Origin of the sequence: Mucilaginibacter sp. (genome assembly GCF_025359345.1) — a bacterium.
In the GTDB taxonomy this organism is placed as follows: Bacteria; Bacteroidota; Bacteroidia; order Sphingobacteriales; family Sphingobacteriaceae; genus Mucilaginibacter.
In genome coordinates, this window is the sequence record NZ_JANYGQ010000013.1 from 64446 (window position 1) to 89942 (window position 25497).

Sequence of the window (25497 nt, forward strand, 5' to 3'; positions counted from 1 at the left end):
GATGGGGAGGCGAGAGTGTTTCCTTTTTGTCCATAGACAATAGACCATGGACCATAGCGGAAGATCGCACAAAACAAATGATAATATTACCATGGTCTATCGTCCATGGACTATGGTCTGATTTCGTCATCTTCCCCGGTTTCCTCATCATCCCCAATATCTTCATCCTCATCAAAATCGTTAAAAAAACGGTCCTCGTCAAACATCAGTTCTTCCAGTTTTTCCTGCTCGGGTGTACTGCAATCAAAGCGAATGGCCCAGTTGTCGGGGATGTCGTAGGTTTTGTCAAACCCGCGTACCCAATCATTAAAAACCAGGCGAAACTCGTCAATTTTATCGCGCATCAGGTCTACATAATCTTCCTCGTTGATCTCCACCATCGAGGCAAAGGATATGGCATTAAACATATCCTGTGTAGCCAGTTTTATCAAAACTGCATTTTGCATACGCAGGGTGTAAAGTCCGCCGCCTTCGGCGCCCGCTATTTTAGCCTGGATGAGCGCGGCATTGGTAAACATCTGCACAGCCAGGTGCTCCTTCATCTCGTCCTCTTTAAGAGCTTCGGCAATTATCTCAGCAAGGTCGAACAGTTCCTGTGCTTTTTGGTACACAGGCAGTTTTTCGTATTTATCTAATCGGCGGGACATGGGAATCAGAGGCTAGAGGTTAGAGACCAGAGATTAGTTATAAAAGCACGAATATAACGAAATATAGTCGCTGTAAATTTCATTGATATCGTATGATTTTTCCTCCTGCTAAAAATAACTAATCTCCGGTCTCTAACCTCTAATCACTAAACGTTATCTTTGCCCCCATGAACATCCTGCTCCTTGGTTCGGGCGGAAGGGAAAGCGCCTTCGCCTGGAAAATTGCTCAAAGTAATAAATGCTCAAAGCTTTTTATAGCTCCGGGCAATGCAGGTACCGGCCAGTACGGTACTAATATTGACGTTAAGGTTAATGACTTTGAAGGCATTAAACAAGTAGTTTTAGCAAATAGCATAAACATGGTGCTGGTTGGTCCCGAAGAACCGCTGGTTAAAGGCATCCATGATTTTTTCCTGGCGGATGAGCAATTACGCAACGTGCCGGTTATCGGCCCGCAGCGCGAAGGGGCACAACTTGAAGGCAGTAAGGATTTCTCGAAACAGTTTATGGTCCGCCATAATATCCCTGCAGCAGCTTCACGCACATTTACACGCGATACTATGCAGGAAGGATTTGATTACCTGCCAACCATTGGCTTGCCTATTGTTTTAAAGGCTGATGGCCTTGCAGCGGGCAAAGGCGTTTTAATTTGCCTTACCGTGCAGGAAGCGCAGCAGGAACTTATTGAAATGCTTACCGAAGCCAAATTTGGCGAAGCCAGCTCGAAAGTAGTTGTTGAGCAGTTTTTACAAGGGATTGAACTATCAGTATTTGTGCTTAGCGACGGCAATAACTATAAAGTACTGCCGTCTGCCAAAGATTATAAGCGTATTGGCGAGGGCGATACCGGTTTAAATACTGGTGGTATGGGCTCCGTTTCGCCGGTGCCGTTTGCAAGTGATGAGTTTTTGCAGAAGGTGGAGCAACGCGTTATTATACCTACTATTGAAGGGCTTAAGCAGGAAGGCATACCCTATAAAGGCTTTATTTTTATAGGCCTGATGAACTGCGACGGCGACCCATACATGATTGAATATAACTGCCGCATGGGCGACCCCGAAACCGAAAGCGTATTGATGCGCCTTGAAAGTGATCTTGTCGACTTGCTGCAAGGCGTTGCCGAGGGTAACCTTGACGAGCGTGAACTGAAAATATCAGATAAAGTTGCCGCTACCGTAGTAATGGTAGCCGGTGGTTATCCCGGCGAGTACCTGAAAAACAAAACCATAACCGGCATTGAAAATGTGCGCGGTTCGCAGGTATTTCATGCCGGTACCTATATGGATGGCGACGATATTAAAACCTCAGGCGGACGGGTGCTGGCCATAACATCGCTACAGGATAACATGTTTAACGCCCTGCAGCAAGCCACAGCAGATGCCAGTCGTATTTATTACGACGGTATGTATTTCCGCAAGGATATTGGGTTTGATTTGTTGTAGTCCGAAAGTCGGAAAAGTCCGGAAAGACCGAAAGAAGCTACAAGTTTGACTGGTAGCTTTTTTCGGTTTAATATGCAGCTTTTCATGAAGTTTCTATCGCTCCCGGCGGGAAAACCAGCTTAAATGTGCTGCCCTGTCCTTTTTGAGATGTCACCACAATTTTTATGTTGTGGAAAGCGGCTATCGATTTTACGATTGGCAGCCCCAGCCCAAAACTATCCTGCTGTAAGGATTGACGAATTTTCTTAAACCGGTTAAAAATATAGGGCAGGTCTTCTTCAGCAATACCGATGCCTGTATCGGTTATGCTAACCGTAAACGTGTTATTTTCCCTGGCCGCAATTACTATTATTGCGCCATCGGGCTTATTGTATTTTATGGCGTTGTTAATCAGGTTAAAAAACAGGTTAAACAGCAGGAATTTATTAACGTGTACCAGGCGCCAGTTCTCAGGCACCTCGGCTTCGTAGCTAATGTTTTTGTCCTGCAGGCGAATAGATATTTCGTCGTAAAGTTCCTGCAGCATTTCTGATAAAGAAACATTATCGGCCTTTAAAAACTGTTCGTTTTCAATTTGCGATATCAGCAGCAGGGTCTTGGTAATACTTTTCAGCCGGTTCAATATTTTCTGCATTTCAAGCAGGCGAGCCTTTGTTTCGTCCACAATATCCTCGCGCTCAAACATGTTCTCGATTTTCGATTGCAGGATCGATATGGGTGTCATCAGCTCGTGCGAAGCATTTGAAATAAACTCCCGCTCTTTCTGAAATGTGCCCTCAATGGTCTCAATCATTTTATGGATACTGAGGTCAAGGTGCTGAAAATCGGAGGTGCTTGTTTTTACCTGCTCATAAGAGCCAAAATTGGGAAATTTTTGGCCAACAAGTTTGGTTTTTATGATTTGCCCCAAAGGCTTAAGCACATAATTTGAGTACAGCTGATCAGCCATAATCGTCAACAATATCATAGCTACCAAAACCTGGAAGGCGATATTTTGTATGGGCCGGGTAGTTTCAGTTATGGTGTCAACGCTTATGGCAATCTCAAGCAGGTATTTCTTATTGTCGGCCCTGAAATTATGGCTCAAAATCCGGTATTCAATGGTATCGCCCTGAAGTATGCGTTTTTCATTTTTAATGGTATCCAAATTAAAAAACGAAGAGTCGATATTCAGGCTCACATAATCTTCTTTGAGCGGGGTATAAAAGCCGACCGCATTCTCGTCGCTTTGGATGTAGCTTTTTATCCCCTGGTTTTTTACAATCTGCATCATACGGTCACGTTGTTTGAGCAGCTTGCTATCGGTATAGGTTTGGTTTATACGCGTTATTAAACGCGGCAGCAATAACACAAAAATGGTTGCAATCACCAGTTTTGATATCGTATTAAACAGCGTAAGTTTAGTTTTTAACTTCATTGGCGGAAGAGCCAAGAGTCAAGAATCAAGAGTCAAGAGAAAAAAAAAGAAAGGAAAAAGACCGGCTTCCTATCTTGATTCTTGGCGCTTGATTCTTGACTCTCTTCCTCTTAACTGTTTATTTTTATTTTATATCCCAAACCACGTACCGTTTCCAACCAATCGGGCGAAGCGTATACATTTAATTTTTTGCGGATGTTTTTTATGTGGGCATCAATATAATTGGAATCGTAGTCGTCATTAATAATGCTTCCCCAAATATGCTCGCTTAACTGCGACCGGGTAAGCGTGCGATTTTTATGCAAAATTAAGTACGCTATCAGGTCGAACTCCTTTTTGGTGATGGTATTTACTTCGATGTTTTGATAGTTGATGATGCGCTCGGTTAAGTTAATAACGAAGCCGCCCAAATCAACCAGGTTTTGGTTCAAGCCAAACCTGCGGCGGGTTATGGCCTGCATACGGCTCTGCAGTTCAAGCAAACTAAATGGCTTGGGCAGATAATCGTCGGCGCCAAGGTCGAGGCCCTTTATGCGGTCAAACACTTCTGCCCGTGCAGTTAGGATAATGCAGATTGCCTCGGGGTTGTTTTTTTTGGCTTCCTTTAGCAGGTCGAGGCCATCGTAGTCAGGCAAACCAAGGTCGATCAAAATGAAATCGTAAAGGTTTACAGCAATTTTTTCCGAGCCTGAAATACCGTCGTAACATACCTCGCACATGTAATTGTAATTGGTCAGAAAAATCTCCAGTTCCTCGGCAAGGGCTTTTTCGTCTTCAATTATCAAAACATTCATATGCGTTTAAAAAAATAAGTAGTAAAATGTCATATTAAAAAACACCTCGTGCCGGTTTTTCAGTTCGCCCTCCACATTTACCGGTATCGAGTATTTCCATGATGCCTCCAGTGTGTAATGCGGGCGGTTGTAGGCAATAGGCAGTTTCAGGCTGTAATTTAGGGCATTAAATTTACCATTGTTATACGGGCGCTCGGGTGATCCTTCAAGAGGTTCAGCTATGCTGTATAGCGCAAACTTATTGATATGGTCCCTTGAGTACTTGCCCACAAAATTCTGAGTGCCAAAAATGGCAGTGATTGTTGGATTGAATGATACGTAATCCTGGTCATCAAAAATACTCCAGGTCGGCTCAATATATTTTGACGTGCTGAATGTCAGGAAGAAATCGCTCGATTTGCCAAACAAATAATCTGCCGTAACACTCGTTTTGGCAATTTTCCAGTCGAAGCTGTTTTTAAAATTGATATCGTTTGATGAGGCCGACTTTATAACATCGGCTGCTGCTTTCATAAACAAAAACCTTGTGTAGCTAATAGTGCCGGTAACCTTTTTATTGTATTTATAAAAATAACCGGTTCCCAAATCCACTTCGTCAACCAACGGATCGTACCCTATTACCTTTACTGCCGAGCCATATACAAAGAAGCCGGTTTTGGTATTGTAAATTACATCGGTACTTAAAAAGGGGTAATTAATAGGCCCGGTGCGCCCAAAAAATTGTACGTCGCTACCATAATTAACCCCAACAGAAATCGATCGCTTCCTGAAAACGGTATCGGTATCGGCAACAGCACGCTTTTCTGCGTACTTGTAAAGCATCGGCTCAAGGTTCGCAGCATTTGCTGCGGTCCCCGTTATAATTAAAAGCAATACCAGGTAGTATTTCATTTACGCTCAGCAATAAGTTGGTTAATTGTTAATTGCCATTGTGCCTTGGTATTTCAGGCGGCCTTTCCAAACCTTCCGGTCTCCGCTGTCTTTTTGGTTTTGGCTTGGGCGTTACCTCAACCGGTTTCTCGGGCTTGGGTTGCTTTTTGGCTTTAGCTACCTCTTTAATTTTCTTTTTGTCCTCCTGCTCTTGTTTCTTTGTTTTGGCGGTATCCGTTAACATTTTATTAACAGACAAACTTATCCGCAAATTATTACAAACAAAACTAAAATGGGTATTTTTTATTTTGGCAGATGATAAACATGGTGCAAACAATAACAACAGGACAATATACGAAAACCACTTTATCATTACAGAGTAGAAAATGTTAAAATTCTTTTCAAATAGTATTCAATTAAACTTGGCCATTTAATTAGCTGAACCACGGGCGGCATTCAATAACAATGCGCCAGGCAATTAAATCTAAAACTGATCGGAATAATATAATTGAGGTTTATTTCAATAGCATTTATAGTGTGTTTTATACACCAGAACGGATTAAAATTAGCTTTTATTTAATCAACTCGAAATGAAAAATAAAATTTAATTGATGTTTATATTTTTTGAGGTATAAACGCGACTGTGGTCGTCAATAATAACAGCGGCCATTTGGTTTAGCTGGTTTATTAAATACAGGCCCGCATTTATGCCTATTGCCATTATTGGGGTAGCCATAGCATCGGCCAGTTCGGCGGTGGTGCTGATTATGCTTACGCTTTTTATTTTACTTACAGGGAAACCCTTTTTTGGAGTAAATGAGCCTAACAATTTCTTATCAACTATAGTGGCATATTTTTCGGTATATACCGAACTTGCTATAGCCATATTACTGATGGCGACATTGGCAAACACCGCTTTTTCCTGCGATGGGTCGGCAACAGCAACGGTCCATGGCTCGTTGTCGGGCTGGTTACCCCAGGTTAGTAAATCGCCGCCTGCGTTTATTACGCCGCTGCTTACACCTTGTAGTTGCAGTATATATTTTGCCCTGTCAGCAGCGTAGCCTTTGCTATTTGCAGCAAAGCCAATGCGCATGCCCGGCTCTTTTAAAAATACAGTTTGTTCCGTCGCGTTAAGTACTACGTTTTTATAGTTAGCATTGCTAACCATGGTTTTTGCAGCTGTGCGGCCATTTAAGTTTTCAAGGTCAGTATCGTCATTACCGCCCGAATTGTAAGTAATATCGAATGCACCGTGAGTCAGTTCCGATATTTGCAGGGAACGGTCAATCAGCCTGAAAATTTCGGCATTTGCCTTTACAGGTTTTACGCCTGCGTTCCGGTTAATGGCATTAATGCAGCTGTCATCGCTAAAAGCGCTTAGCAATTTTTCAACCCTGGTTATTTCAGCAACGGCTGCATTAAAACATCCTTCGGCCCACGCCGGGTTATCACCAACTACACTTATCTCAAACTGATCGCCCATCAGGCGTAATGAACGTCTGAAAATTACAGAATTGCTATTAGGGGAAATGGTTTTTACAGCCAACATACGCTAAACAATTTAAAAGGCTTTATAACATCGCCTTTATTTTGAACCGGCAATACGCTGCATTTTATTAACGTTAATACAGTATACCGCTAAACTTTATAACGAAAGTAGCATTGCTTTATGAAAATGAGATGAAATGGGGTCGGTGAGAATGGTAATACGGTCAGGCCTATGTCAAAACTGCAACAAAAAGACATTAACGCAAAAACGCCCCGATGTATCAGGGCGTCTTTATTTAAGCAATTAGTAAAACTATTTTATGCCACTGTGCCTTCTTTCAATTTCTCAGCATTTTCCGCAAACTGAAGCGCCTCCATAATATCCTGCAAATCGCCGTTCATTACGCCGGTAAGGTTATAAATGGTTAAGCCTATGCGGTGTTCAGTTAAGCGGCCCTGCGGGTAGTTATAAGTACGAACTTTTGCAGAGCGGTCGCCGGTTGATACCATGGTTTTACGTTTTTTCGAAGTTATTTCCAGGTGTTTTTGCAGCTCCATTTCGTAAACGCGTGAGCGCAACACCTGTAATGCTTTGTCGTAGTTTTTTAATTGCGATTTCTGATCCTGGCACTGTGCCACAATACCTGATGGTATGTGTGTTAACCTAACTGCCGAATAGGTGGTATTTACTGACTGCCCGCCTGGTCCTGATGCGCAGAATAAATCCTTGCGGATATCGCTCACCTGCAAATCAATATCAAACTCATCCACTTCTGGTAGTACTACTACAGTAGCGGCAGATGTATGCACACGGCCCTGGGTTTCGGTATCAGGCACACGCTGTACGCGGTGCACACCCGATTCGTATTTTAAATTGCCGTAAGCGTCTTCGGCATTTACATTAAACACAATTTCTTTGTATCCGCCAGATGTGCCTTCGGTATAGTCAACCAGTTCTGTTTTCCAGCCGCGGCGTTCGCAATAGCGCATGTACATGCGGTAAAGATCACCGGCAAAAAGGGCAGCCTCGTCGCCACCGGTACCGCCACGGATTTCAATAATCGCATTTTTCGAATCTTCAGGATCCTTAGGTATCAGCATCAAACGGATAGCTTCTTCCATTTCGTCCTGTTTGGTAAGCAACTCATCCAGTTCTCCTTTGGCCATTTCGCGAAACTCTTCGTCTTTCTCGGTAGCTAATATCTCCTTATTGCTGTCGATATTGCTCATTATATTTTTGTAAATGTTGTACTGGTCAACAACCTTTGCCAAATCTTTGTATTCTTTATTCAACTGGGCAAAACGCTTCATATCAGCCATGGCATCAGGGCTGCTCAGTTCAGCTTCTACATCTTTCCAGCGTTGAAATATCGCCTCTAATTTCTCTAACATAACAAACTATGATTTTTAGGATTGATAGGCTTTAGGATTGTCTTGTAAAAGACAGTCCCTTGTTCCTGTTATCCCCGGCTTTAATTAAAGCGCACAAAGGTACGTAATTACGCGCAATATTAATTCATGCAGATGTAAAGAGAACCACTGACTGGGGTGATTGTGTTGATTTCGCCGATTATTTAATGGGCGAATTTGGCCTTATTTAATCTTGAGACAACCATCGACGCTATTTCTTGTTAATATTGCGCAGTCTATTTGCTCAACATATACATGCAAACGATATGATAAGGAAAACAACTCTGGGGTTAATTATTTGTTTTACAATTGGTTTGTGCCATGCCCAAACTAAAATCGACCCAAAAACTATTGCCGACAAAATGCATTGGTTTGAAGATGCCAAGCTGGGTATTTTTATACATGCGGGTATTTATTCGGTAAATGGCATCGATGAATCGTGGAGTTTTCACAATAAAAAAATAAGCTATGCCGACTATATGAAGCAGCTGAAGGGTTTCACCCTAAGCAAATACGACCCGGCCACCTGGGCCGATTTGATTAAGGAAAGCGGCGCCCGTTATGCGGTTATTACAACCAAGCACCACGACGGTGTAGCTATGTATGACACTAAACAAAGCGATTTAAACATTGTAAAAAAGACTCCGGCCAACCGCGACATGGTGAAACCTTTTTTTGATGAATTACGCAAGCGCGATATCAAATGCGGTGTTTATTTTTCACTTATCGACTGGTCGAATAAGTTTTATCCCGGGTTTTTAAAGGATAGCTCGCGCTATGAGGTGCAGAACGATTACGACCGGTGGAGCACTTTTCGCATGTTTTTCCAGGGGCAGATTACCGAGATCGCCAATACCTTAAAGCCCGATCTGTGGTGGTTTGACGGAGATTGGGAACACAGCGCCGAGGAATGGGAAGCCGAAAAGGTGAGACATATCATTCTATCCAGGAATAAGAGTGCAATTATAAACGGCCGCCTGCAGGGCTATGGCGATTATACCACACCCGAGCAGAACTTCCCGGTTACGCGCCCGCCGTTTAACTGGTGGGAACTTTGCATGACCATTAACGACAACTGGGGCTTCCAGCCGCAGGACCAAAACTGGAAAACCCCGTACGAAATCATCACTATTTTTGTTGATGCTGTGGCCAATGGCGGCAACCTGCTGCTCGACATTGGCCCCAAAGAAGACGGCACCATCCCTGATCAGGAAGTTAATGTTTTAAAGGAACTGGGTGCCTGGAACAAAAAGAATGGCGAGGCTATCTTCGGCGCTAAGGCGGGACTGCCTGCCGGGCATTTTTATGGAGCAAGCACCATGTCGAAAGACTCAACCACCTTATACCTTTTTGTGCCCGCCAAAACCGTTGGGACGTTGATGATAAAAGGGCTTGACAATAAAATTGAAGATATAACTGTAGTTGGAAATGGCGCAAAGCTTACCCCGAAAGTAGTTGGGAAAATATCATGGAGCAAAGTACCGGGCCTGGTTTACATTGATTTACCCGAAAATGTGCAGGATAAATATATGACGGTATTGAAGGTAAAGTTGGATAAGCCGGTGAAATTGTATCGCGGCGAGGGAGGGCTGTAATGATAAGATACTAATTTTCACGAATTAAATCGAATTACACGAATTATAAAACCAGATTAATTCGAAAAAATCGCGGCCGTTCTAATTCGTGAAAATTCGCTTAATTCGTGAAATTCGAGTTTATTTTATTTCTTTTCGCTCACCTCAAAGCTCGCCAATAATTTAACATTCGGGTCAGCCTTAATATCAACAGGTTTTGCGGGCACCTTAAACTGTACGGTTGTGGTTTTATCTTTTAAATGTACAGTATCGACCTGTTTGCCTATCTGCAAGTCGAGCAATACGTCGTATAACACATCCTGTTTTTGGGTAATGGTTATGTCGACAGCGCCTTTTGCAGCATTGTATTTCCAGGTGATAGCCAAATCCGGGTGACCGGGCGTGTATAGCCATTGGTTAAAAAACTGTTTCAAATCCTTGCCGCTGGCCTGTTCCATTATTTTTTGCAGACCACTTGTATAGGCATTGCCACCGTTGTATTTAGCATAATAATTCCTAAGGCCTGTCCAAAATGCCTGGTCGCCAATTTTGTGGCGCAGCATGTGCAACACCCAGCCACCTTTTTGATAGCTGTTGGCATTAAGCAGTTGCATGTAGTTATCTTTTACCAGCGTATCAACCACTGGAGTATGCCTTCTTTTCTCGAAGCCAAAAACCACTTTCCTGTCGTCGGCCTCGCGTTTCTTTAGCGTATCGGGGCCGTATTTATTTTCAAGGTAGAGATTGGTAACATAAGTGGCAAACCCTTCGCTCAGCCAAACGTGACCAAAATTTTTCTCGCTGGCAGCATCGCCGAAGTACTGGTGGGCAATTTCATGTGCCATTAATTCTTCAATACCTTTTGTAGTTGGCGATTCTTCAAAATAGAAAATCGACCCCGCGTTTTCCATACCGCCAAATATGGTTTTTGACTGCACATTGGCCAGCTTTTTATACGGGAACGGGCTAATGCTTTTTTGGTAATACCTTACAATTTCGGGTGCCACCGCATAGCTTTTAAAGCCGGCATCCTTACTTTCAGGGAATACGTAGGTGTAAATTGGCACATTACCGGCGTCGCCGGGGTGGTCAATGGCAAAATCTGCTGCGCCTATAACCATAACCTTTGTTGGTAATTGTGCAGTCTCTTTCCAGTGTGTCAGCTTAAAATTAAAGGGCAAAGCGGTTTCTTCAATTTTCAATCCATTTGATACTACACTGTAATGACCGGGTGCGGTAACAAAAAAATCGACCTGGGCTTTGTCGCCGGGGTAATCGGCGCAGGACAGCCAGTTATGTGCGCGGTTGGGCCAGTTGTCGCCAAAAAAAGTGCGGTGCCCTGCTTTGTTTTTTGATATAATGAGCCCGTCCGCAGGTATCCCGGCGTAGTTTACAGTGTAGCTATGCTCGCTGCCGGCGGCGGCAGTTGCGTTAATGTTGAGCTTTTCGGCTTCCTGCGTAAATGCTATGTTCTTGCCGTCTTCAGTTACAGACGATACCAGCATCCCCTTGCCTGCGGTGCTTACAGTTTTATTGTTGCGCACGTGCGTACTGCCCGAATTACTGGCGGTATCTCCGGCGGCTTGTTGTTTAACCAGATCGAGTTGGAAAGCACTTATATTCTTCAGAAATTTAATCCTGATTTTGGCCTGCCCTTTTAAGGTGTCGTTACTATCATTAATTTGTATCGCAAAACGGTAGTGCTGCACATCAAAGGTCGGCGCCTGGGCTTGCACTTTCGAGAGCATACAACCCAACATCGCCAAAGCAAAAAATGAAAAGGCTTTATTCATGGTCAGTTAGTTATGAATTATGTGTAAACATCCTAAAAAAATCCGATATCACGATAGGCGAAAATCACCCCCGGATTTGCATTCGCCGGTTACGCACCTACGGAGCGCAAATCATATTATGTTTATTGCTACCAATATTTCGCCCCTAAAGGAGCGGTTATTCATTTCGTAATTCCGCAGTCGGCATTGTGACGTCTGCTTCAAAACTTTCTTCTTTCAGACCTCCGACTTCGGACTTTCGACTTCCGACTCCCCCTCACTTCCACGTAAAGCTCTTTATCATCAAGTCAACATCCTTTTTTACAAACGTAAGCACGGGTTGTATCGAATCCAGCCTGGGTTCGTTGTTAAAATATAGCGCTCCGCGGATATAGTTTTTTGTACTATCGGTTAAATAGAACTGAACGGACGATGCTGCATTGCCTTCAATACTATAGTAAATGCCGTAAACCTTCCGGTCCGGGTAGTTGATTATACCCTGGTCGATAGACGTTGCTTTAATGGTGTGCTTAAAACTCAGCTTATGTGCATCTTCAGCAAGTTGGTTAAATTCTTTTTTTGAGTTGATGTGCTCATAGCTCAAATGTAGCGTGCCATTAAATTGCTTAAACTGCATATTTAGCCAGTAAGGCTTTGCATTGGCATTTTTGTCGGGCTCAATAACCGCGTAGGTGGGGTATTGAAAGGTAAAAGGCGCAGCGGCCTGGTATGGCTGATAGGCCTTTTCAGGGAAAACAATACGATAATACCCCCGCGGCTTTGGCGAATAATCGTGGTTGCCGCTGCACGCAGCAAAAAGCAGGATGATAATTACCGGTAATATTAGTTTCCTCATGGATGTTTTTGTGCTTCTGTCCATATTTCCCAGCTCTTTTCGGCCTGCAGTATTAACATTTCGTAGCCGTTTTTTATTGTGGCACCCTGCTCTTCGCCCTTTTGCAAAAACAGTGTTTTTTCGGGGTTATATACCAAATCGTAAAGTAAATGATCCTCGGTCAGGGCTTGGTAAGGGATATCCGGGCATTCGTCAACATTTGGCGATGTGCCCAGTGGTGTAGTGTTAATAATGATGAGGTGTTTGGTAATATGGTGTGGCTTTAAATCCTTGAATAGTAAATTATCTCCAAAAGGTTTGCGTGTTACACTTTTAAAACCAATACCGAGGTTATTCAGCACACATTTCACAGCTTTAGCAGCCCCGCCATCGCCCAAAACCAGCGCCTGGTCATGATAATCACGCAGCAGCGGCATTAAACTCATCTCGAAGCCGTAAATATCCGTGTTAAATCCTTCTAGCCTGAAATCGTGCCCTTTTATACCCACTTCGCCCGAGAAAGCTGCCATCACAGGGCTTTCGGCACTTATACGGATACAGTTTACTGCACCCGCTCCTTTTGCATCAGGCTCAATCCAGTCCAGGTATTTAAGTATAGATAATTTATGGGGAATGGTAACATTAAGCCCGCACAGTTCAGGGTTTTTAGCAAGTAAAGCCGGCAAATCGTAGATATGCTCCAACGGAAAAGTATGGTACACCGCATCGGTAATATGTTCCCGCTCAAACTTTTCGGTAAAATACTTTTTCGAGAACGAATGTGTAAGCGGGTAGCCAATAAGCCCGTAATGTTTCATTTTTGTTAGATCTGAGACGTGAGTATTGAGATTTAAGACATTGCGGTTAGCCTGTTTAAAATCCTGGTTTTTTTAAAATGTAATATTAGTAAGAAATCGGGCAATTGTTATGATTGATTTGTAATATTGCTAACCAGCACCTGTTAAATGAAAAAATACTTTGCGCTTATCCTCATCCTGTTCACTTTAACCAAAGCCCACGCTCAGGCCCAACCGGCTATTACCATAAAACCACCCGATTACATGCTCGGCTCCTTTGAAGACGACTACCAGATACGCTACAAAATAACCGACACCCTCTGGCTGCAGCTATCCAATACCCGTTTCCACATCATTAAATGGAATTTGGAGAAGAAATACATCATCGCAAAAAACGATGCAAAAAACCCCGGCGAGGGCGGCCTTTATACCCGTATAGATTATATGACTTTCGATAACATGGCGCCCTGGAAATGGGGTTATTGCCTTACGGCCTATAACGCTCCAACCGATGCAGCAGCCGAAGCAACGGCAGCTGCCGACAGGGCGAACCCGATGAAGGGGTGCGGAGGATACCCGTTTTCGAGGATGAAGCGGGTGAAGTAGTGAATGGCGGATACATGCTGTTTAATTAAGCAACGCCTGAACCTCCCCAACCCCGGTGTCTAAGTTATCTGCGGACCTGGATTGTGTAATCAGTTGTTATAATTACGGCAAAAAATGTTCCTGTTCACAGTGGAACACAATGAACAGGGTGGAACAGCAAAGGGTCTGTGTATTTTAGTAAAAAATGCGTTCCCGGGGCTCAATGGCTGTTTTTTACTTAAAAGCCGCCGAAAAAAATGCAAAAATTACTGACAAAACAGTGTCAGCAATTTATCACTATGTAATACCGAAATTTGCGGCGCGAAAAAAACCGGCGCAGCCTTTAACTGCGCCGGTACCCTAACAAACAGCTGCTTAAAACTTGTAAGCGCTGATTTCGCTGCCACCAGACACATAGTAAACCATGTTGCCAACGGGATCAAGCTCGTAAACGGGCTTTTTGTTGTTTAGCACAATAGCGGCTTCTTCTTTGCCATTGTCTTTATTTATGCGTACAATACCCACGCCTTTTTCTTCGCCATCGCTGGTTTTAGTGAGGATGGATTGGTAATCCTCAGTCGACTTTGATGCTTTAAAGCGCTTGCTGATTTCTTTGAGCGATGCTGCCGCTATCCCGCTCCAGGCATTTGCCGATTTTTGATAATCATCGGCCACACTGGTAGCGCCTACGCCACGGGCATAACCACTGGTGTACGATTGGCTGGCCGAAGTTGCCATGGCCGTAGCGGCCAGCGCCCCATTCATAATTTTTCCAAACGTGCTTATGCCTGGTGCCGGTTTGTAAACCTTGTAGATCTGGCTGCCATTAAAATCAACCAGTGTTAAATTTTGGCTCGATGTTAATAACAAGCCATTGCTGCGCAGCTCGAAACTTCCGGGTGCTTCTTTGCCATCAAATTTGTACATGTTGGCGAAGGTTTTGTAAGTGCCGGTTGCGTTATCCATTACATAAATGGCACCATCAGCATTAAAGTAGGTAAGGCCGTCCTTATCCACACCCAGCCCACCATCTTTATATTTTATCGATTTTGGCCAAACGTCTTTACCAGTGTTCAGGTCGAGTACATTAGTTTCTTCGGTGGTGCGGTATAGCAGTCCTTGCGGAAGCATCCGTACATCCACAATAGTGCCGTCAACTTTTAATTGTTTTGGGATAGCAGGTTTACCAGCATCAAGATCAATAACGTTAACTGCATTCTGCCCTTTGCTTTTTTCGGTAGCTACGCAAAGCTTATTACCTGCGTACGAGTAAAATACCACAGAGCCGGCAAGGTCAAGTGCGCCACCGCTCCATTTTGAGGCGCCGGTTTCCGAGTCGTAAAGGTTAATGAAAGCTTTTCCACTACCGCCGCCGTTTGTGAGTTTACCTATAAGTCCGTGCGATTTTTTCACGTGGCCTTCTGCGTCGGTTTTTGGGGCGCGACTGTCGTCTGTACAAAGTAAAATGCCGCGATCGTCAAATATGATCTGCGCCACCGGCGACTCCAATTCCGCACGTTTCCAAACTTCTTTGCCGGTTTCAATATCAAAAGCCGTCATCACCGTATGGCTGGCGAAATATATCAGGTTGGGGTTTTTATATTTTAAAAACTGTGCCGATGTTGAGGTAGCGTTGCCGTTTGCCAAGGCATTACCCTTGCCGCCAAATGCGCCAAAGCCTTCTGCTTCCTGCAATGCAGGCGGCTGGGTTTTCATTTCCTGTTTCCACATTACCTCGCCAGTTTTGCCGTTAAGCTTGTAAATCTCCTTGGTGGTCGATATTACAAAGGCTTCGTCGCTAACAGCGTATGGGGCGGCGGTTATAATTTCGCTGTTGCTTTCAAACAGTTTTTCCTGTTTCCACAATACGCTGCCGGTTTCGGCATTAACCAGTATCATTTGCCCTTTATTTGATTTGTTAAAGCCATAAAACAGGATGCCGCCCAGGCGCGGTATTTCAAAACGTTTTTGTACGCGCTGAAATTCCATATCCTTGGTTTTGCAAATAACACGACCGGTAGCCACGTCAATAATAACATGCTCGGGGAACATGCCGCGCTTTACGATAGCCACATATGGCGAATTTTCAATAGGGTCGTAATTTTCTTCTTTCAGATCGGTTAAAAAGTCAATTTTCCATTTAACCTGGCCTGTGGCATTATCAATACCATAAAAGCCATCGTTGGCGCTAACCACCAGTAAGCCGAGTGGCGTAACTTTTTGCCAGTTCACGGTGGAGGTGAATTTGGCTTTCCATACCGGGTCGCCTGCCAGCAGCCTTGCGCACAGCAGCATTCCCATAAAAAGGGTGAATAATTTTTTCATGATTTGTTGGGTTTTTGTTTGTTAGTGTTTGTTGCAGAACACCGTTTGTAACGGTGATATGCCGGCTTTTTACACCGGCATTTTGGTTGAGGTAGTATTAATGCGAATTGATTTTACCGGAGAATTTACCCTGCTCGGCAAAGCCTGCTTTACCTGCGGAGTTGTAGCCGGTAAAGTAAAAGGTGCCTTCGGCTTCGGTTGATGTAAATTTGGTTATTACCACTTTACCGCCGCCTTTAACGCCATGTAAATCGTCATTGTCGGTGCTGTAGCTTAGGGTGTTATCGGTTGGTTTGGTGTAATCTTTGGTTATTAATGCCCCATTGCCTGCGGTATTGCCCTGGTCAAGGCTGTAAGTACCGGTTGTGGTAGCGCCTATCAATACAATTGACATTGATTGCGTGGTGCCATCCTTTATGGCCGAAACGGTAAATGTACCGGCCGCAACCACAATGCCCGCCTGTGTGCTTTTAAATGCTGCCCCGCCGCCGCCGTCAAAGCCATAATTATCGGCAGTTAAAGATGCCGCTACGCCTGCTTTTGGTGTAGTACTGTCCTTTTTGCACGATGTAAGCCCGGCAACAACTATTGCAAACAGGATAATTGAAGATTTTAAAGTTTTCATGATGGATTTTATTTTGCTGTTTTAGATGTTGTAAATTTCTGATTATTAACAGCTTATATAAATACCGTGATGGGGGCATATTAATATACCGGGTAACCGCAGGGCGGGATGATCCGGCGCTACAATATGGGCCGGGCCGATGGCTCTTTGAAAACAGGTTTGTTAAAAAGGAAATGGGATATGAATGGAAATCGCAGGGGCGAATCGAATTCCCTCCGCCATGTTTTGCTATTTTATTTGGCAACAATGCAAAATCCGGGAGTATACCAGGTATAGAGCGTACGCAATACGCCGCTACAATGGGAAAACAGAAATCATATATGGTTTTACGTTATCAGTGCTACGGGAACTTATACACCACGCCAAGCGCTAACCCTTCTGTCCCCTGCACCTTCGATGAAGTGTTTTTGTCGTAAAGGAACGTACCGTTCATAGTAAAGGCAATCAAACGGCTAACTTTTGAGGTAAAAACAGCGTCGACACGGTGGCTGGTATAGCTGAGGCCCTGCTGGTAGGGCACGAACAGGGCATAACGGGCATTTAAGTGTGTACTTTTTGAAAGGTCCTTGTCAAACACGGCAACTGCCTGGAACGCCAGTTCATTTAGCATCCGTTTGCCTATGGGCACGCCGTAGTTGGAAGGTTGATTATGGTAAATGGTGGTATCCAACACAAAGGTTTGGCGGGCGGTACCGGTACCCAGGCGCAAATCAAAAAACTTGCTGGGCTTAAACTCAAAACCAACCGACTCGGTTAAATAACCGGGCGACATGAAATTTGAGATCAACTGCGAAACACTGCGCCCCACCGAATCGGTAGTGTAATTAAAGCCCTTGTCAAACTGCGACTCGAACGTTAGCGACCCGAAAAAGAACCAGTGTTTTGATAGTTGTGACGCTATTTTGTTGTCCCAGAAAATACGGTCGTTGGTTTTGCGCGAGCCCTGGCCCTTGTTTTTAGAGATGCCGTAAAGCAGCGCCAGTTCTGATGTAAAATCAAGCGGGGCCTTATTATATTCAATCTTATAGTCAAAGTTTCCACCCAGCGCAATAGCACTTATACCCCCTGCGCTATAGTTGCTGCTAAAGGCCGATTGGCTGAAGTTTAACCCAAACAATATTGATTTATGCCAGTAGCTTACCCGGTAATCCAGCATCGTAACGGGTACTTCATGGCGGTGTATCTGCACTTCGCGAAACCGGAAGGGCAGCGCATTTTTAACCGGCTCAATACGATATTTATTTAACTGGTTGGTATCAACTTTTAGCGAGTCGGTTTTTTGTGCGCTGGCCGATAAAGCGGCGCCTAACAGTATGAGAAATAGTAACCCGGGGGTGGTTTTAAACATAGTGGCAGATTTTTAAACAAAAGCTTTAATGGCAACAGCACAAAGCAATTTCATCTAAGCGTTAACAGTTAAAACGGCAAATTTATTATAATATAATAAAAATGTGGCATTTGAGGGGGATAAAAATGAAGTATAGACAGAAAGTTAGCTTCTGAGGAGCCCTATGGACCGACCACAAAGCCGCGCCGGCGCGGTTGCTGAAAAATCAAGTGAAGCTGCCGGGGATTATATGCACTCAAGCGTTCCATTTTTCCACGCGGAACACCTGGAACGCCGTGAAACATGCTCATTATCAATGACGTATGGTCTTGAAAAAAGTTTACACTTTTTAATGAATAATCCTGGTTTGAGTTTATAGTTGGTTATTACACGCAGTAGGCAGAAATTGAAATCTGCTCCTGTTAAAATTTATTTCCTTGTGATTCATAAGCCAGGATTTCCCCAAATAATTTTCAATGGCGCCAAAACCAAGTATTAATTTGTTGTTTTTCTTTAATAAGGCAATCGGGTTCCTGTAAACTGTTGTTTTGGTACCATCGGTAAATATATAGTCGGCGAATAGAGTATCCTTTTTGAATTGCCCTATAATTTCGCCGTGATAAAAGTCTTTTTCCAGGGCATCGGGTTCAGGTTCTGCATATTTTATAACTAACCTGCCCTTGATTTTACCATTCGGCAAAGTTTTAAATTTCAAAAAAGCGCTGTCTTTTTGATAAATGGCTGTGAAACATTGTTCACGGTTTTCAATCCGTTTATAGTTGTCACCATTACGCTGTGCAGACTTATTTTGGCCATGGTTACAACCAAACAAAAGCATCGAACAAAAGAAAAGTAACCTATAAATTTCATTTTTCATCTTTAAATTGATTTTAGCTGTAAATATCTTGTTGCACTACTCCACTATGTCATTTCGAACGAGGTACGAGGAGAAATCTTGTACATGCGCTAAGCATGCGGACAGGCAAGGCGGACAAGATTTCTCACTATCGTTCGAAATGACAAAGCGGGAAAGCTATAAACTTCCCTTTTTACCAATGACATAATGACCCAATAACTAATGACCAATCCCCATCCTCCCCCCTTCCGAGTGTGAATTAAACTCCGGCGCGTACATGCTTTGTATGCTGGTTATCCCGGTTGAAAAATTGCCGGGTTGCGCTACCCGCAGCTGGTATTCAAACACGTAGTTACCTTTGTTCAAATAACTTATAAAAAAGTTGGTGGCTACATCTTTAGTTACCTGGTAATAATAGAGACCGTCCTGGTATTTATATGTTGATAGCGCTTCAACAGGTTCGGTACCGGCGGGGCGTAAATCCTTTAGCTGCACGTATTCAAAATCACGGTCGGCTTTCAGGTTGATGACTACTTTCAGCAAGTCGCCTGTTTTGGGCTGATGCGTGGCGTCGACAGCAACCAATACCGGACCGGTATCGCCTTGTTTCTGGATGTAGTATTTGCGTACCAACTGTATATTGGTTTGAGCCGAGGCTATCTTATCCAAATTTTCCAGGTATTGCCAGTGCATGGCGCCCCAGGTGGTGTTGGTGCTTGCGTTTTGTATTTCTATTTTGCCAAGCGAAGGCTTCACCTGTTCATCGGCCCAGCTGGTTTTCAAATAACCGTTGCCCGCATCGGCCTTAACACCCGGTTTCAGTTCTTCCAGCAGTTTTCCGTTTAGTTTTATGGTTGATGTGCCGGTGGTGGCTAAAATATCATCGCCTTTTAACAGCAATGCGTAGCAGGCGGCGGCTGTTGCAGTAGTAGTTTTCCAGTTATTGGTTTGCTTATTGCGCAGCAGCCATATCTTCATTTCGTCCACCGCTTTGGTGTTGTTGCCGGCCTCGGTAAACAGCTCGATCAGTAAACTCTGCGTTTCGATGGGTGCTTCGTACCAAAAATAGTCGCGCTGGTTTTTGGCCCAATACATGCCCATTTCCTCGCTTTGCTGCGCAGTTTCCAACAGCGATTTTTCTATCTGCTGGGTTACCGCCGGTTTTTTATAGCGCTGCATCGTTAAGGCGATCATACCCTGTTCATAAACATTTTGTGTTGTCCATTGGGTGCTGGCGCGATTCAGGTAATCGGTCAATAATTTTTGTACCGGCGCATCTATCGTATTATTTAAGAAATAGCTGCGCGTAAACCAGGCCTGTATCTCCATATCATTTATCGGCCTGTTGGCGTAATCTTTATCTTTCTTTAACAGCTTATCATCTGCGATCAATTGCCTGTCCATGTAGTTTAATGCGTTCGTTGTCATCGGTTCAAGGCCCGCATCGTTACCAATATTCAGATGGTGCAACTCTCCAATGCCCTGCAAAATGTGCTGGGTTATAAACCTGTCGGCCCTGTCGCCCCCAAACCACGGGAAACCGCCATCAGGCAATTGCTTCTTTTGCAGCTTATCCAAATTCATACGCAGCTCGTCGCTCATTTTGTTTAAATCAAACAGCAGGGCAATGCGTTTCTTTTGATCGGTTTCGCTCACGGCATCCTGCAGCCATGGCGTTTCTTCAATTAAAGTAGCTTTCAACTCCTGGTCTTTTTCGAGGTTTGATAATAACGCTGTGCTACTACCCGCCTTCCATTGGTCGAACACCTGCTTAATAGCCGGCATCTTATTCACCAAATTAGTGGCCAGGCTGTTGGCATAGTAACGACTAAAAGTTTGCTCGGCGCACTCGTACGGAAACTCCATCATATACGGCAGGGCCTGTACTGCGTACCATGCCGGATTTTGGGTGTACTCCAGTGTTAGCGTTTTGTTTTGCAGGGTTTTGCTGCTTTGCTTTACCAGCTTATCAAATGTAAAGCTGCGGGTTTGCCCGGCGCGCACCATCATCGGCATCGATTCGGTTACCAGCGTGCGGTTAGGCAGCACCGGCAGGGTATTTTCTTCGCCATCGGTAAACTGACCGGCATCGGCAGTAAGGCGGTAGGTTAATGCATCCAGTCCGGCCGGAATGACAAGGATAAAGGTAACGGCCTTATTGGTATTGGCGACCACTTCAAAAGTTTGCTCGCCATCGGCCTTATTTGCGAAGAGGTTTACCGGCTGCATGTTCAGCGCATTAAACAACTGCATTTTTACTGTGCCTTTTAAGGTTTTGTCTGTTAAGTTAGCCAGCCTTGCCGATACCGACACGGTATCGCCCTCGCGCAAAAAGCGCGGCATATTGGCGCTGATGCTCAATTGTTTTTGGGTGATGACTTCATTCTCCACATACCCGGTTTGCAGATCCTTATTATGCGCAAAGCCGCGGAACTTCCAGCGGGTAAGCGCCTCTGGTATGGTGAAATCAATCAATATCTGTCCTTTTTCGTCGGTATGCAGCTGGGGGTAAAAGAAGGCTGTCTCGTTAAAGTTTTTGCGGGGGATGATGGGAACAGGCATACCCAAAGGAGCGGCGCTTTGACTCCTTACCTGTACACCGGCTACTTTACCCGCAAGTGCCTTGTTAATATTTGGCTCCCTAACTTCCATGTCAGAAGCAGGGCTGGCATTGCCAAAGGAAGCAGTACGGACTTTACTTGCCGAAACCATTGCCCTTAAATTGGGGTCATATAACTCGTCATACATCATAGCAACTCCACCTTTACTTTTCTGTCCCGGGTCGGCAACTTTTAATTCTTCTATAACAGGCCCGTTGTTGCCTCTGCCCATCTGTACAGTTAGTTGACTCGCGGCTTTGGTTTTAATTTCTTTTTTTGGGAAAGGCGGCGAACTAAAAACAAGTATACCGTTAACAGGCACTTTAATTTTAAAATACCCTTTTGAGTTTGAGCGTGTGCTTATGCCGATGTTTTTTATGCTGATTTTAACGCCCGGCAAAGTATGCCGGTTAAACATCGTTTTGCCACTTACATCGTACCCGCTCTTAACTAAAGCTGCGTTTTTAAAATATTCCGCAGCAAGGGTTTTGTCGGCCTTAAGATTTGCAAGGTTTTCCTTCACTTGCTCAAGATAGGAGTTGTAGCCACCGTTATCCCCGCCGAAGTAGTCGTAGCCAAATAAATTCAACCGCTCGTAGTTAATGTCAAGCGAATACCCCGGTGTATCTTCGTCTCTGTCTATCCATTCGGCGGTGGTTTCTTCGGCAAGTTGCGTCCGTATCCAAATAAAATAATCCCTGGTATATGGAAGATAATAACCGTAATCAGTTTGCCAATATTGGGCAGGCGCTATATCATCCAGCGATGCATCATATAAAGCGCCCAGCATTTCGGCTGCATTTTTTTCATCGGTGCCGGCAATTTGCAGCTTCCATCGCTCTTTTTCGCCCGGCTGCAGTTTATTGCGGAAAGTAATAAAGCGTATGGGCAGCTTTTTAACGGTGTCCCTCACTTTTATTTGGTTGTAAAAAATGTGCATCCGGTTATCGCTCATCGTTAAAAACTGTACGCCAAAGCTGTTTTGATTAGTAGTTGGCACAGGCACTTTTATAGTTTGCTGGTAGGGGCCGCTCAATGTAATCCATTCAGAAGAGAGCAATCTTGCCCCGTCGAATTTTTCCATCAATACATGCGAGGGCTTATCGGTGCCTATTAAATACTCCAGGCTTTCGCCGGGTTTCACCGTTGTGAATAACTGCCAGTCCTCGGTATCGCACACCGGGGTGGGCCCGTTAACTACTTTCACAAATTTGGTCATCGATGTAATATCGCCGTTATCACTGCGGGCATTTATTACAATTTTATATACGCCATTAGCTTGTTTTTTAAGTACGCCCAAATCTAACATGCCCATCGTGCTGTCGGCGGTAATATTTACTTCGCTTAGTTTATTCAAAACTTCCAGGCCCGCAGGGTCGGTCTCCTGCTTCCAGGGATATGCGGGGAAAGTTTTTTTAAACTCATCCCTGGTCAGCATAAACTGGTCGGGGTATTGCCAAACGCGGTCTTTAGTAAATTGCTGTGGTTGTTTCAGCGCGAATACTTTAATAGTTACAGTTCCTTTTTGAGGCTGGCCATTTGCATTATTTAGCCTCACAGGTATCAAAGCCGAATCTTTGGCCGACCATTTTGCTGGTACAGTAACATCAATATCCAGCACTTTACTGCTTATTATAATTGAGGTGGCTGCGGTTTGCGTTTCTCCCGATGCATCGGTAACATCGGCATTAACCATATAAATATCCGAATAATCAAACGCGCGCGCAGCAACCGTTACCGTATCGCCTAATGCTTTAAACCGGGTTTCAAATTCGCCTTTATCATTTGTTTGGATGGTATCGGCAGCAACTTCACCGTTTCTCGACCAAACTGACCCAATATTGCGGCTTTTTGTAAAGCGCTCATCGTATACTGGCATTACCCTGCTGGTAACGTGATAAGCTACTTTGGCATTTGATATGCCATAGCCGGAAAAAGCCATCACCCTGCCCTTTATTTTTACTGAATCGCCAGGTCGGTACAATGCGTTAACCGGCGAAAAAGTAACCTGGAAGGTCGGCCGCTTGTATTCTTCAACCCGAACAAATGCCCTGCCATTTACAGCAACAATTGATACCTGCCCGTTGGCAATATTTTGCGGGATAACAAACGAGCCCTGAACCGACCCAAATTCGTTGCTTTTTAAAGTAAGCTCCGTCAAAATCTTGTTATTCATATCCTGCAGGCTTACCTTCACGTCTTCGCCCGGCACTATCGCGTTTTTACCATCTGTTGTTGTTATATGCAAGCCTTTAAAGTAAATAGTTTGCCCGGGCCTGTACAATTGCCGGTCGGTAAATAAAATTGTGCTTATTACCGGCTTACTACTGGTTTCGATAGTTTCTGAATTATAAAAATCTCGCTCCTCCTCAACATAATTGTCGTTTTTGTAGCTGAGGATGAAGTTATATTGTTCCCCATTTTTACCTTTAAAAAGGTATCGTCCATTAATATCTGACAGCCCGGAAAACGCAACATTTTTAACGTTTTTATTTTTAACATAGTCCGACCGGTAAATCACAACTTTTACGCCCTGCAAAGGCGCACCACTATCACGGTTTACAATCCTCAGTTCGGTTTGGCCGCCTGGCAGGGCACGCGCCACGTACGATAAACTGGTTATTCTAAAGTTAGTTGATTGGGATAGATACCTGCTTTTTGATTGCACATTGCTGATAACCGTAACATAGCGCCCAACCGGCAAACTGTCTATCTTAAACTCCGCGCTGTGCTTGCGGTAGTCGTTTATGCCGGGCAACAAAAGGCGCCGCTCCTGTACCGGTCGCAGGGGCTTTAAAAATTTAATAATTTTATCAGCAGCCCCAAGATAAAACTGATCAATCAACGAACTTTTGCCGGTTAACTGCTGTATTTGGGCCGGCGATAGATAATAGATAGAAACCTTAGCCTCCTTAACGTTGCTATAGCTCACCAACCCCAACAAAGGTTTGCCCGGCACGTTAACGTTTTCGACTGATACCGACAGGGTAGGCTGCCGGATGTTAATTATTGAAGCGGCGGCAGTTTCACCACCACGGCTTTTGGGATACATGGTAACCGCTTTTTTAAAATAGCTATAGGCGGTAGTTAGGCTGTCCTGGTCTTTATAGTAAGTTCCAATCAATACCAATGCATCTGCATTGATAGGACTAGTCGATAAATTATCAGCAACCCGCCGCAAGGCTTTTATGTAAAGCGAATCTTTACCCGCCACACTGCTTTGCCTAAACAACACGCCAAGCCGTTTTATATCGATATCCGCCAATGCTTCGCGGTTGTTTTTTTCGAGATGGAACAGTGTTGCCTGTTGCAAATATTTGATCCCTTTGTAAAGAGTTGAGGCTGTGTCGGTAGTTTTAATGTCCAAACCGGCAAAGGCCCGGCTGTCGCTAAAAAAGCGCGGGTCATTCAGAGTAAAAGGCAGCCGGGGTTTGTTTATGGACGCCTCGTCCGAAAGGTAAAAATCAAAAGCGCGGTGCACCAACAAATCGTACAAAGTTGGCCGCAGGTAGCGGGTTTCTTTATCGCCTTCCAAAACGCCATCAAGCACGCCTACCGAAGTGTTTTGTTCCTTCACCACATCCTGCAGCGAAAGGGCGTACATGCGGCTGGTTTCATTAATTACGGTTTGGGTGTCCCAGTTGCGGAAATCTACATCTTGTTTTTCAAGTTTGGTGCGCTGACCAAAGCGGTAGCGATTTTCCTTGTAATACTCCCAGTACATTTGCGCCAGCAGCGATTGCAGCACCGGCTTAACCGGGAATTCAGCTTTGTCGATATCTGCCTTTAAACGTGTAATAATGGCAACCAGCGCATCCTCTTCGAGGTATGATTGGAAAGTCATGCGGTATATTACCGCCCTTACCTGCTGCGCAATGTTGTTATCTGCGCGCGCCAGGGCATCCAGCTTATCAACTTCTTTTAAGGCTGATTTTGGCAGGCCGATGTTTGCCAGCGAATCGATCCGCAAGCTGAGCTTTGCATATTTATCTTGTGCATAGCTTATTGTAAAGCACAGCAGCAGGCTTGCAGCGAGCAGGCACCTAACGATTTTTGTAATGGATAAGGACATTGGCCAAAGGTTTATTTGGTGAATTTAAGCAATAAACGGAATAGATGCAATATTGTTG

The 25497-nt window shown here is 44.3% G+C and carries 18 protein-coding genes; 3 read left to right on the forward strand and 15 right to left on the reverse strand.

Translation table 11 applies throughout. The features are described 5' to 3' along the window. Positions 1-110: 110 nt before the first annotated feature. The gene (locus Q0R52_RS07060) at positions 111-647 is read right to left on the reverse strand and encodes a hypothetical protein (protein ID WP_295793422.1); all 537 of its coding nucleotides are present in this window, start codon (positions 645-647) and stop codon (positions 111-113) included. A 167-nt stretch (positions 648-814) separates the two neighbouring features. On the opposite strand from Q0R52_RS07060, the gene purD reads away from it, so the two are divergent. Then, positions 815-2089: a phosphoribosylamine--glycine ligase gene (purD, locus tag Q0R52_RS07065; protein WP_295793424.1), complete on the forward strand. Its 1275-nt coding sequence runs from the start codon at positions 815-817 to the stop codon at positions 2087-2089. Positions 2090-2171: 82 nt separating this feature from the next. Here purD and Q0R52_RS07070 read toward each other — a convergent pair whose 3' ends face one another. From Q0R52_RS07070 to prfA, 6 genes are all read right to left on the reverse strand, one after another. Beyond that, positions 2172-3506: a HAMP domain-containing sensor histidine kinase gene (locus Q0R52_RS07070; RefSeq protein WP_295793426.1), complete on the reverse strand. Its 1335-nt coding sequence runs from the start codon at positions 3504-3506 to the stop codon at positions 2172-2174. 110 nt (positions 3507-3616) lie between these two features. Then, entirely contained in the window at positions 3617-4300 is a 684-nt protein-coding gene (locus tag Q0R52_RS07075) for a response regulator transcription factor (protein WP_295793427.1), read from the reverse strand. A 6-nt stretch (positions 4301-4306) separates the two neighbouring features. Then, positions 4307-5191, reverse strand: a complete 885-nt coding sequence (locus Q0R52_RS07080) for a hypothetical protein (RefSeq protein ID WP_295793429.1) — start codon at positions 5189-5191, stop codon at positions 4307-4309. A 28-nt stretch (positions 5192-5219) separates the two neighbouring features. After that, positions 5220-5414, reverse strand: coding sequence for a hypothetical protein (locus Q0R52_RS07085; protein ID WP_295793431.1), 195 nt, complete (start codon positions 5412-5414; stop codon positions 5220-5222). 360 nt (positions 5415-5774) lie between these two features. Beyond that, positions 5775-6722 (reverse strand): FAD:protein FMN transferase, encoded by a 948-nt coding sequence (locus tag Q0R52_RS07090; RefSeq protein ID WP_295793432.1) that lies wholly within the window; start codon positions 6720-6722, stop codon positions 5775-5777. A gap of 257 nt (positions 6723-6979) precedes the next feature. Continuing rightward, the gene (gene prfA, locus Q0R52_RS07095) at positions 6980-8053 is read right to left on the reverse strand and encodes a peptide chain release factor 1 (RefSeq protein WP_252790159.1); all 1074 of its coding nucleotides are present in this window, start codon (positions 8051-8053) and stop codon (positions 6980-6982) included. A gap of 284 nt (positions 8054-8337) precedes the next feature. Between prfA and Q0R52_RS07100 the strand changes: the two genes are divergently transcribed. Then, on the forward strand, positions 8338-9666 hold the full coding sequence (locus tag Q0R52_RS07100; protein ID WP_295793435.1) for an alpha-L-fucosidase: 1329 nt from the start codon (positions 8338-8340) through the stop codon (positions 9664-9666). A 125-nt stretch (positions 9667-9791) separates the two neighbouring features. Here Q0R52_RS07100 and Q0R52_RS07105 read toward each other — a convergent pair whose 3' ends face one another. The 3 genes from Q0R52_RS07105 to aroE all read right to left on the reverse strand — a co-directional run bounded on the left by Q0R52_RS07105 (position 9792) and on the right by aroE (position 13070). Then, positions 9792-11438 (reverse strand): M1 family aminopeptidase, encoded by a 1647-nt coding sequence (locus Q0R52_RS07105; RefSeq protein ID WP_295793437.1) that lies wholly within the window; start codon positions 11436-11438, stop codon positions 9792-9794. A gap of 256 nt (positions 11439-11694) precedes the next feature. Beyond that, positions 11695-12273, reverse strand: a complete 579-nt coding sequence (locus Q0R52_RS07110) for a gliding motility lipoprotein GldD (protein WP_295793438.1) — start codon at positions 12271-12273, stop codon at positions 11695-11697. After that, on the reverse strand, positions 12270-13070 hold the full coding sequence (gene aroE, locus Q0R52_RS07115) for a shikimate dehydrogenase (RefSeq protein ID WP_295793440.1): 801 nt from the start codon (positions 13068-13070) through the stop codon (positions 12270-12272). Before aroE ends, Q0R52_RS07110 begins: the two co-directional genes overlap by 4 nt. 147 nt (positions 13071-13217) lie before the next feature. Here aroE and Q0R52_RS07120 point away from each other — a divergent pair, with 147 nt between their 5' ends. Further along, complete coding sequence (locus tag Q0R52_RS07120) at positions 13218-13655, forward strand: hypothetical protein (protein ID WP_295793441.1); 438 nt, start codon at positions 13218-13220, stop codon at positions 13653-13655. Positions 13656-14009: 354 nt separating this feature from the next. Here Q0R52_RS07120 and Q0R52_RS07125 read toward each other — a convergent pair whose 3' ends face one another. The 5 genes from Q0R52_RS07125 to Q0R52_RS07145 all read right to left on the reverse strand — a co-directional run bounded on the left by Q0R52_RS07125 (position 14010) and on the right by Q0R52_RS07145 (position 25439). After that, positions 14010-15959: a PQQ-binding-like beta-propeller repeat protein gene (locus Q0R52_RS07125; RefSeq protein ID WP_295793443.1), complete on the reverse strand. Its 1950-nt coding sequence runs from the start codon at positions 15957-15959 to the stop codon at positions 14010-14012. Between the two features lie 97 nt (positions 15960-16056). Beyond that, complete coding sequence (locus Q0R52_RS07130) at positions 16057-16584, reverse strand: hypothetical protein (RefSeq protein ID WP_295793444.1); 528 nt, start codon at positions 16582-16584, stop codon at positions 16057-16059. Positions 16585-16924: 340 nt separating this feature from the next. Then, positions 16925-17932: a DUF3078 domain-containing protein gene (locus Q0R52_RS07135; RefSeq protein ID WP_295793448.1), complete on the reverse strand. Its 1008-nt coding sequence runs from the start codon at positions 17930-17932 to the stop codon at positions 16925-16927. A gap of 352 nt (positions 17933-18284) precedes the next feature. After that, positions 18285-18788 (reverse strand): hypothetical protein, encoded by a 504-nt coding sequence (locus tag Q0R52_RS07140; protein ID WP_295793450.1) that lies wholly within the window; start codon positions 18786-18788, stop codon positions 18285-18287. A 198-nt stretch (positions 18789-18986) separates the two neighbouring features. Next, positions 18987-25439, reverse strand: coding sequence for an alpha-2-macroglobulin family protein (locus tag Q0R52_RS07145; RefSeq protein ID WP_295793452.1), 6453 nt, complete (start codon positions 25437-25439; stop codon positions 18987-18989). Positions 25440-25497: the final 58 nt, after the last annotated feature.

Coding starts and splice junctions, on each gene's coding strand:
- Q0R52_RS07060 (WP_295793422.1), bottom strand. CDS start 647: ATGTCCCGCCGATTAGATAAATACGAAAAACTGCCTGTGTACCAAAAA.
- Q0R52_RS07110 (WP_295793438.1), bottom strand. CDS start 12,273: ATGAGGAAACTAATATTACCGGTAATTATCATCCTGCTTTTTGCTGCG.
- Q0R52_RS07135 (WP_295793448.1), bottom strand. CDS start 17,932: ATGTTTAAAACCACCCCCGGGTTACTATTTCTCATACTGTTAGGCGCC.
- Q0R52_RS07145 (WP_295793452.1), bottom strand. CDS start 25,439: ATGTCCTTATCCATTACAAAAATCGTTAGGTGCCTGCTCGCTGCAAGC.
- Q0R52_RS07105 (WP_295793437.1), bottom strand. CDS start 11,438: ATGAATAAAGCCTTTTCATTTTTTGCTTTGGCGATGTTGGGTTGTATG.
- prfA (WP_252790159.1), bottom strand. CDS start 8,053: ATGTTAGAGAAATTAGAGGCGATATTTCAACGCTGGAAAGATGTAGAA.
- aroE (WP_295793440.1), bottom strand. CDS start 13,070: ATGAAACATTACGGGCTTATTGGCTACCCGCTTACACATTCGTTCTCG.
- Q0R52_RS07090 (WP_295793432.1), bottom strand. CDS start 6,722: ATGTTGGCTGTAAAAACCATTTCCCCTAATAGCAATTCTGTAATTTTC.
- Q0R52_RS07080 (WP_295793429.1), bottom strand. CDS start 5,191: ATGAAATACTACCTGGTATTGCTTTTAATTATAACGGGGACCGCAGCA.
- Q0R52_RS07125 (WP_295793443.1), bottom strand. CDS start 15,959: ATGAAAAAATTATTCACCCTTTTTATGGGAATGCTGCTGTGCGCAAGG.
- purD (WP_295793424.1), top strand. CDS start 815: ATGAACATCCTGCTCCTTGGTTCGGGCGGAAGGGAAAGCGCCTTCGCC.
- Q0R52_RS07130 (WP_295793444.1), bottom strand. CDS start 16,584: ATGAAAACTTTAAAATCTTCAATTATCCTGTTTGCAATAGTTGTTGCC.
- Q0R52_RS07100 (WP_295793435.1), top strand. CDS start 8,338: ATGATAAGGAAAACAACTCTGGGGTTAATTATTTGTTTTACAATTGGT.
- Q0R52_RS07140 (WP_295793450.1), bottom strand. CDS start 18,788: ATGAAAAATGAAATTTATAGGTTACTTTTCTTTTGTTCGATGCTTTTG.
- Q0R52_RS07075 (WP_295793427.1), bottom strand. CDS start 4,300: ATGAATGTTTTGATAATTGAAGACGAAAAAGCCCTTGCCGAGGAACTG.
- Q0R52_RS07120 (WP_295793441.1), top strand. CDS start 13,218: ATGAAAAAATACTTTGCGCTTATCCTCATCCTGTTCACTTTAACCAAA.
- Q0R52_RS07085 (WP_295793431.1), bottom strand. CDS start 5,414: ATGTTAACGGATACCGCCAAAACAAAGAAACAAGAGCAGGAGGACAAA.
- Q0R52_RS07070 (WP_295793426.1), bottom strand. CDS start 3,506: ATGAAGTTAAAAACTAAACTTACGCTGTTTAATACGATATCAAAACTG.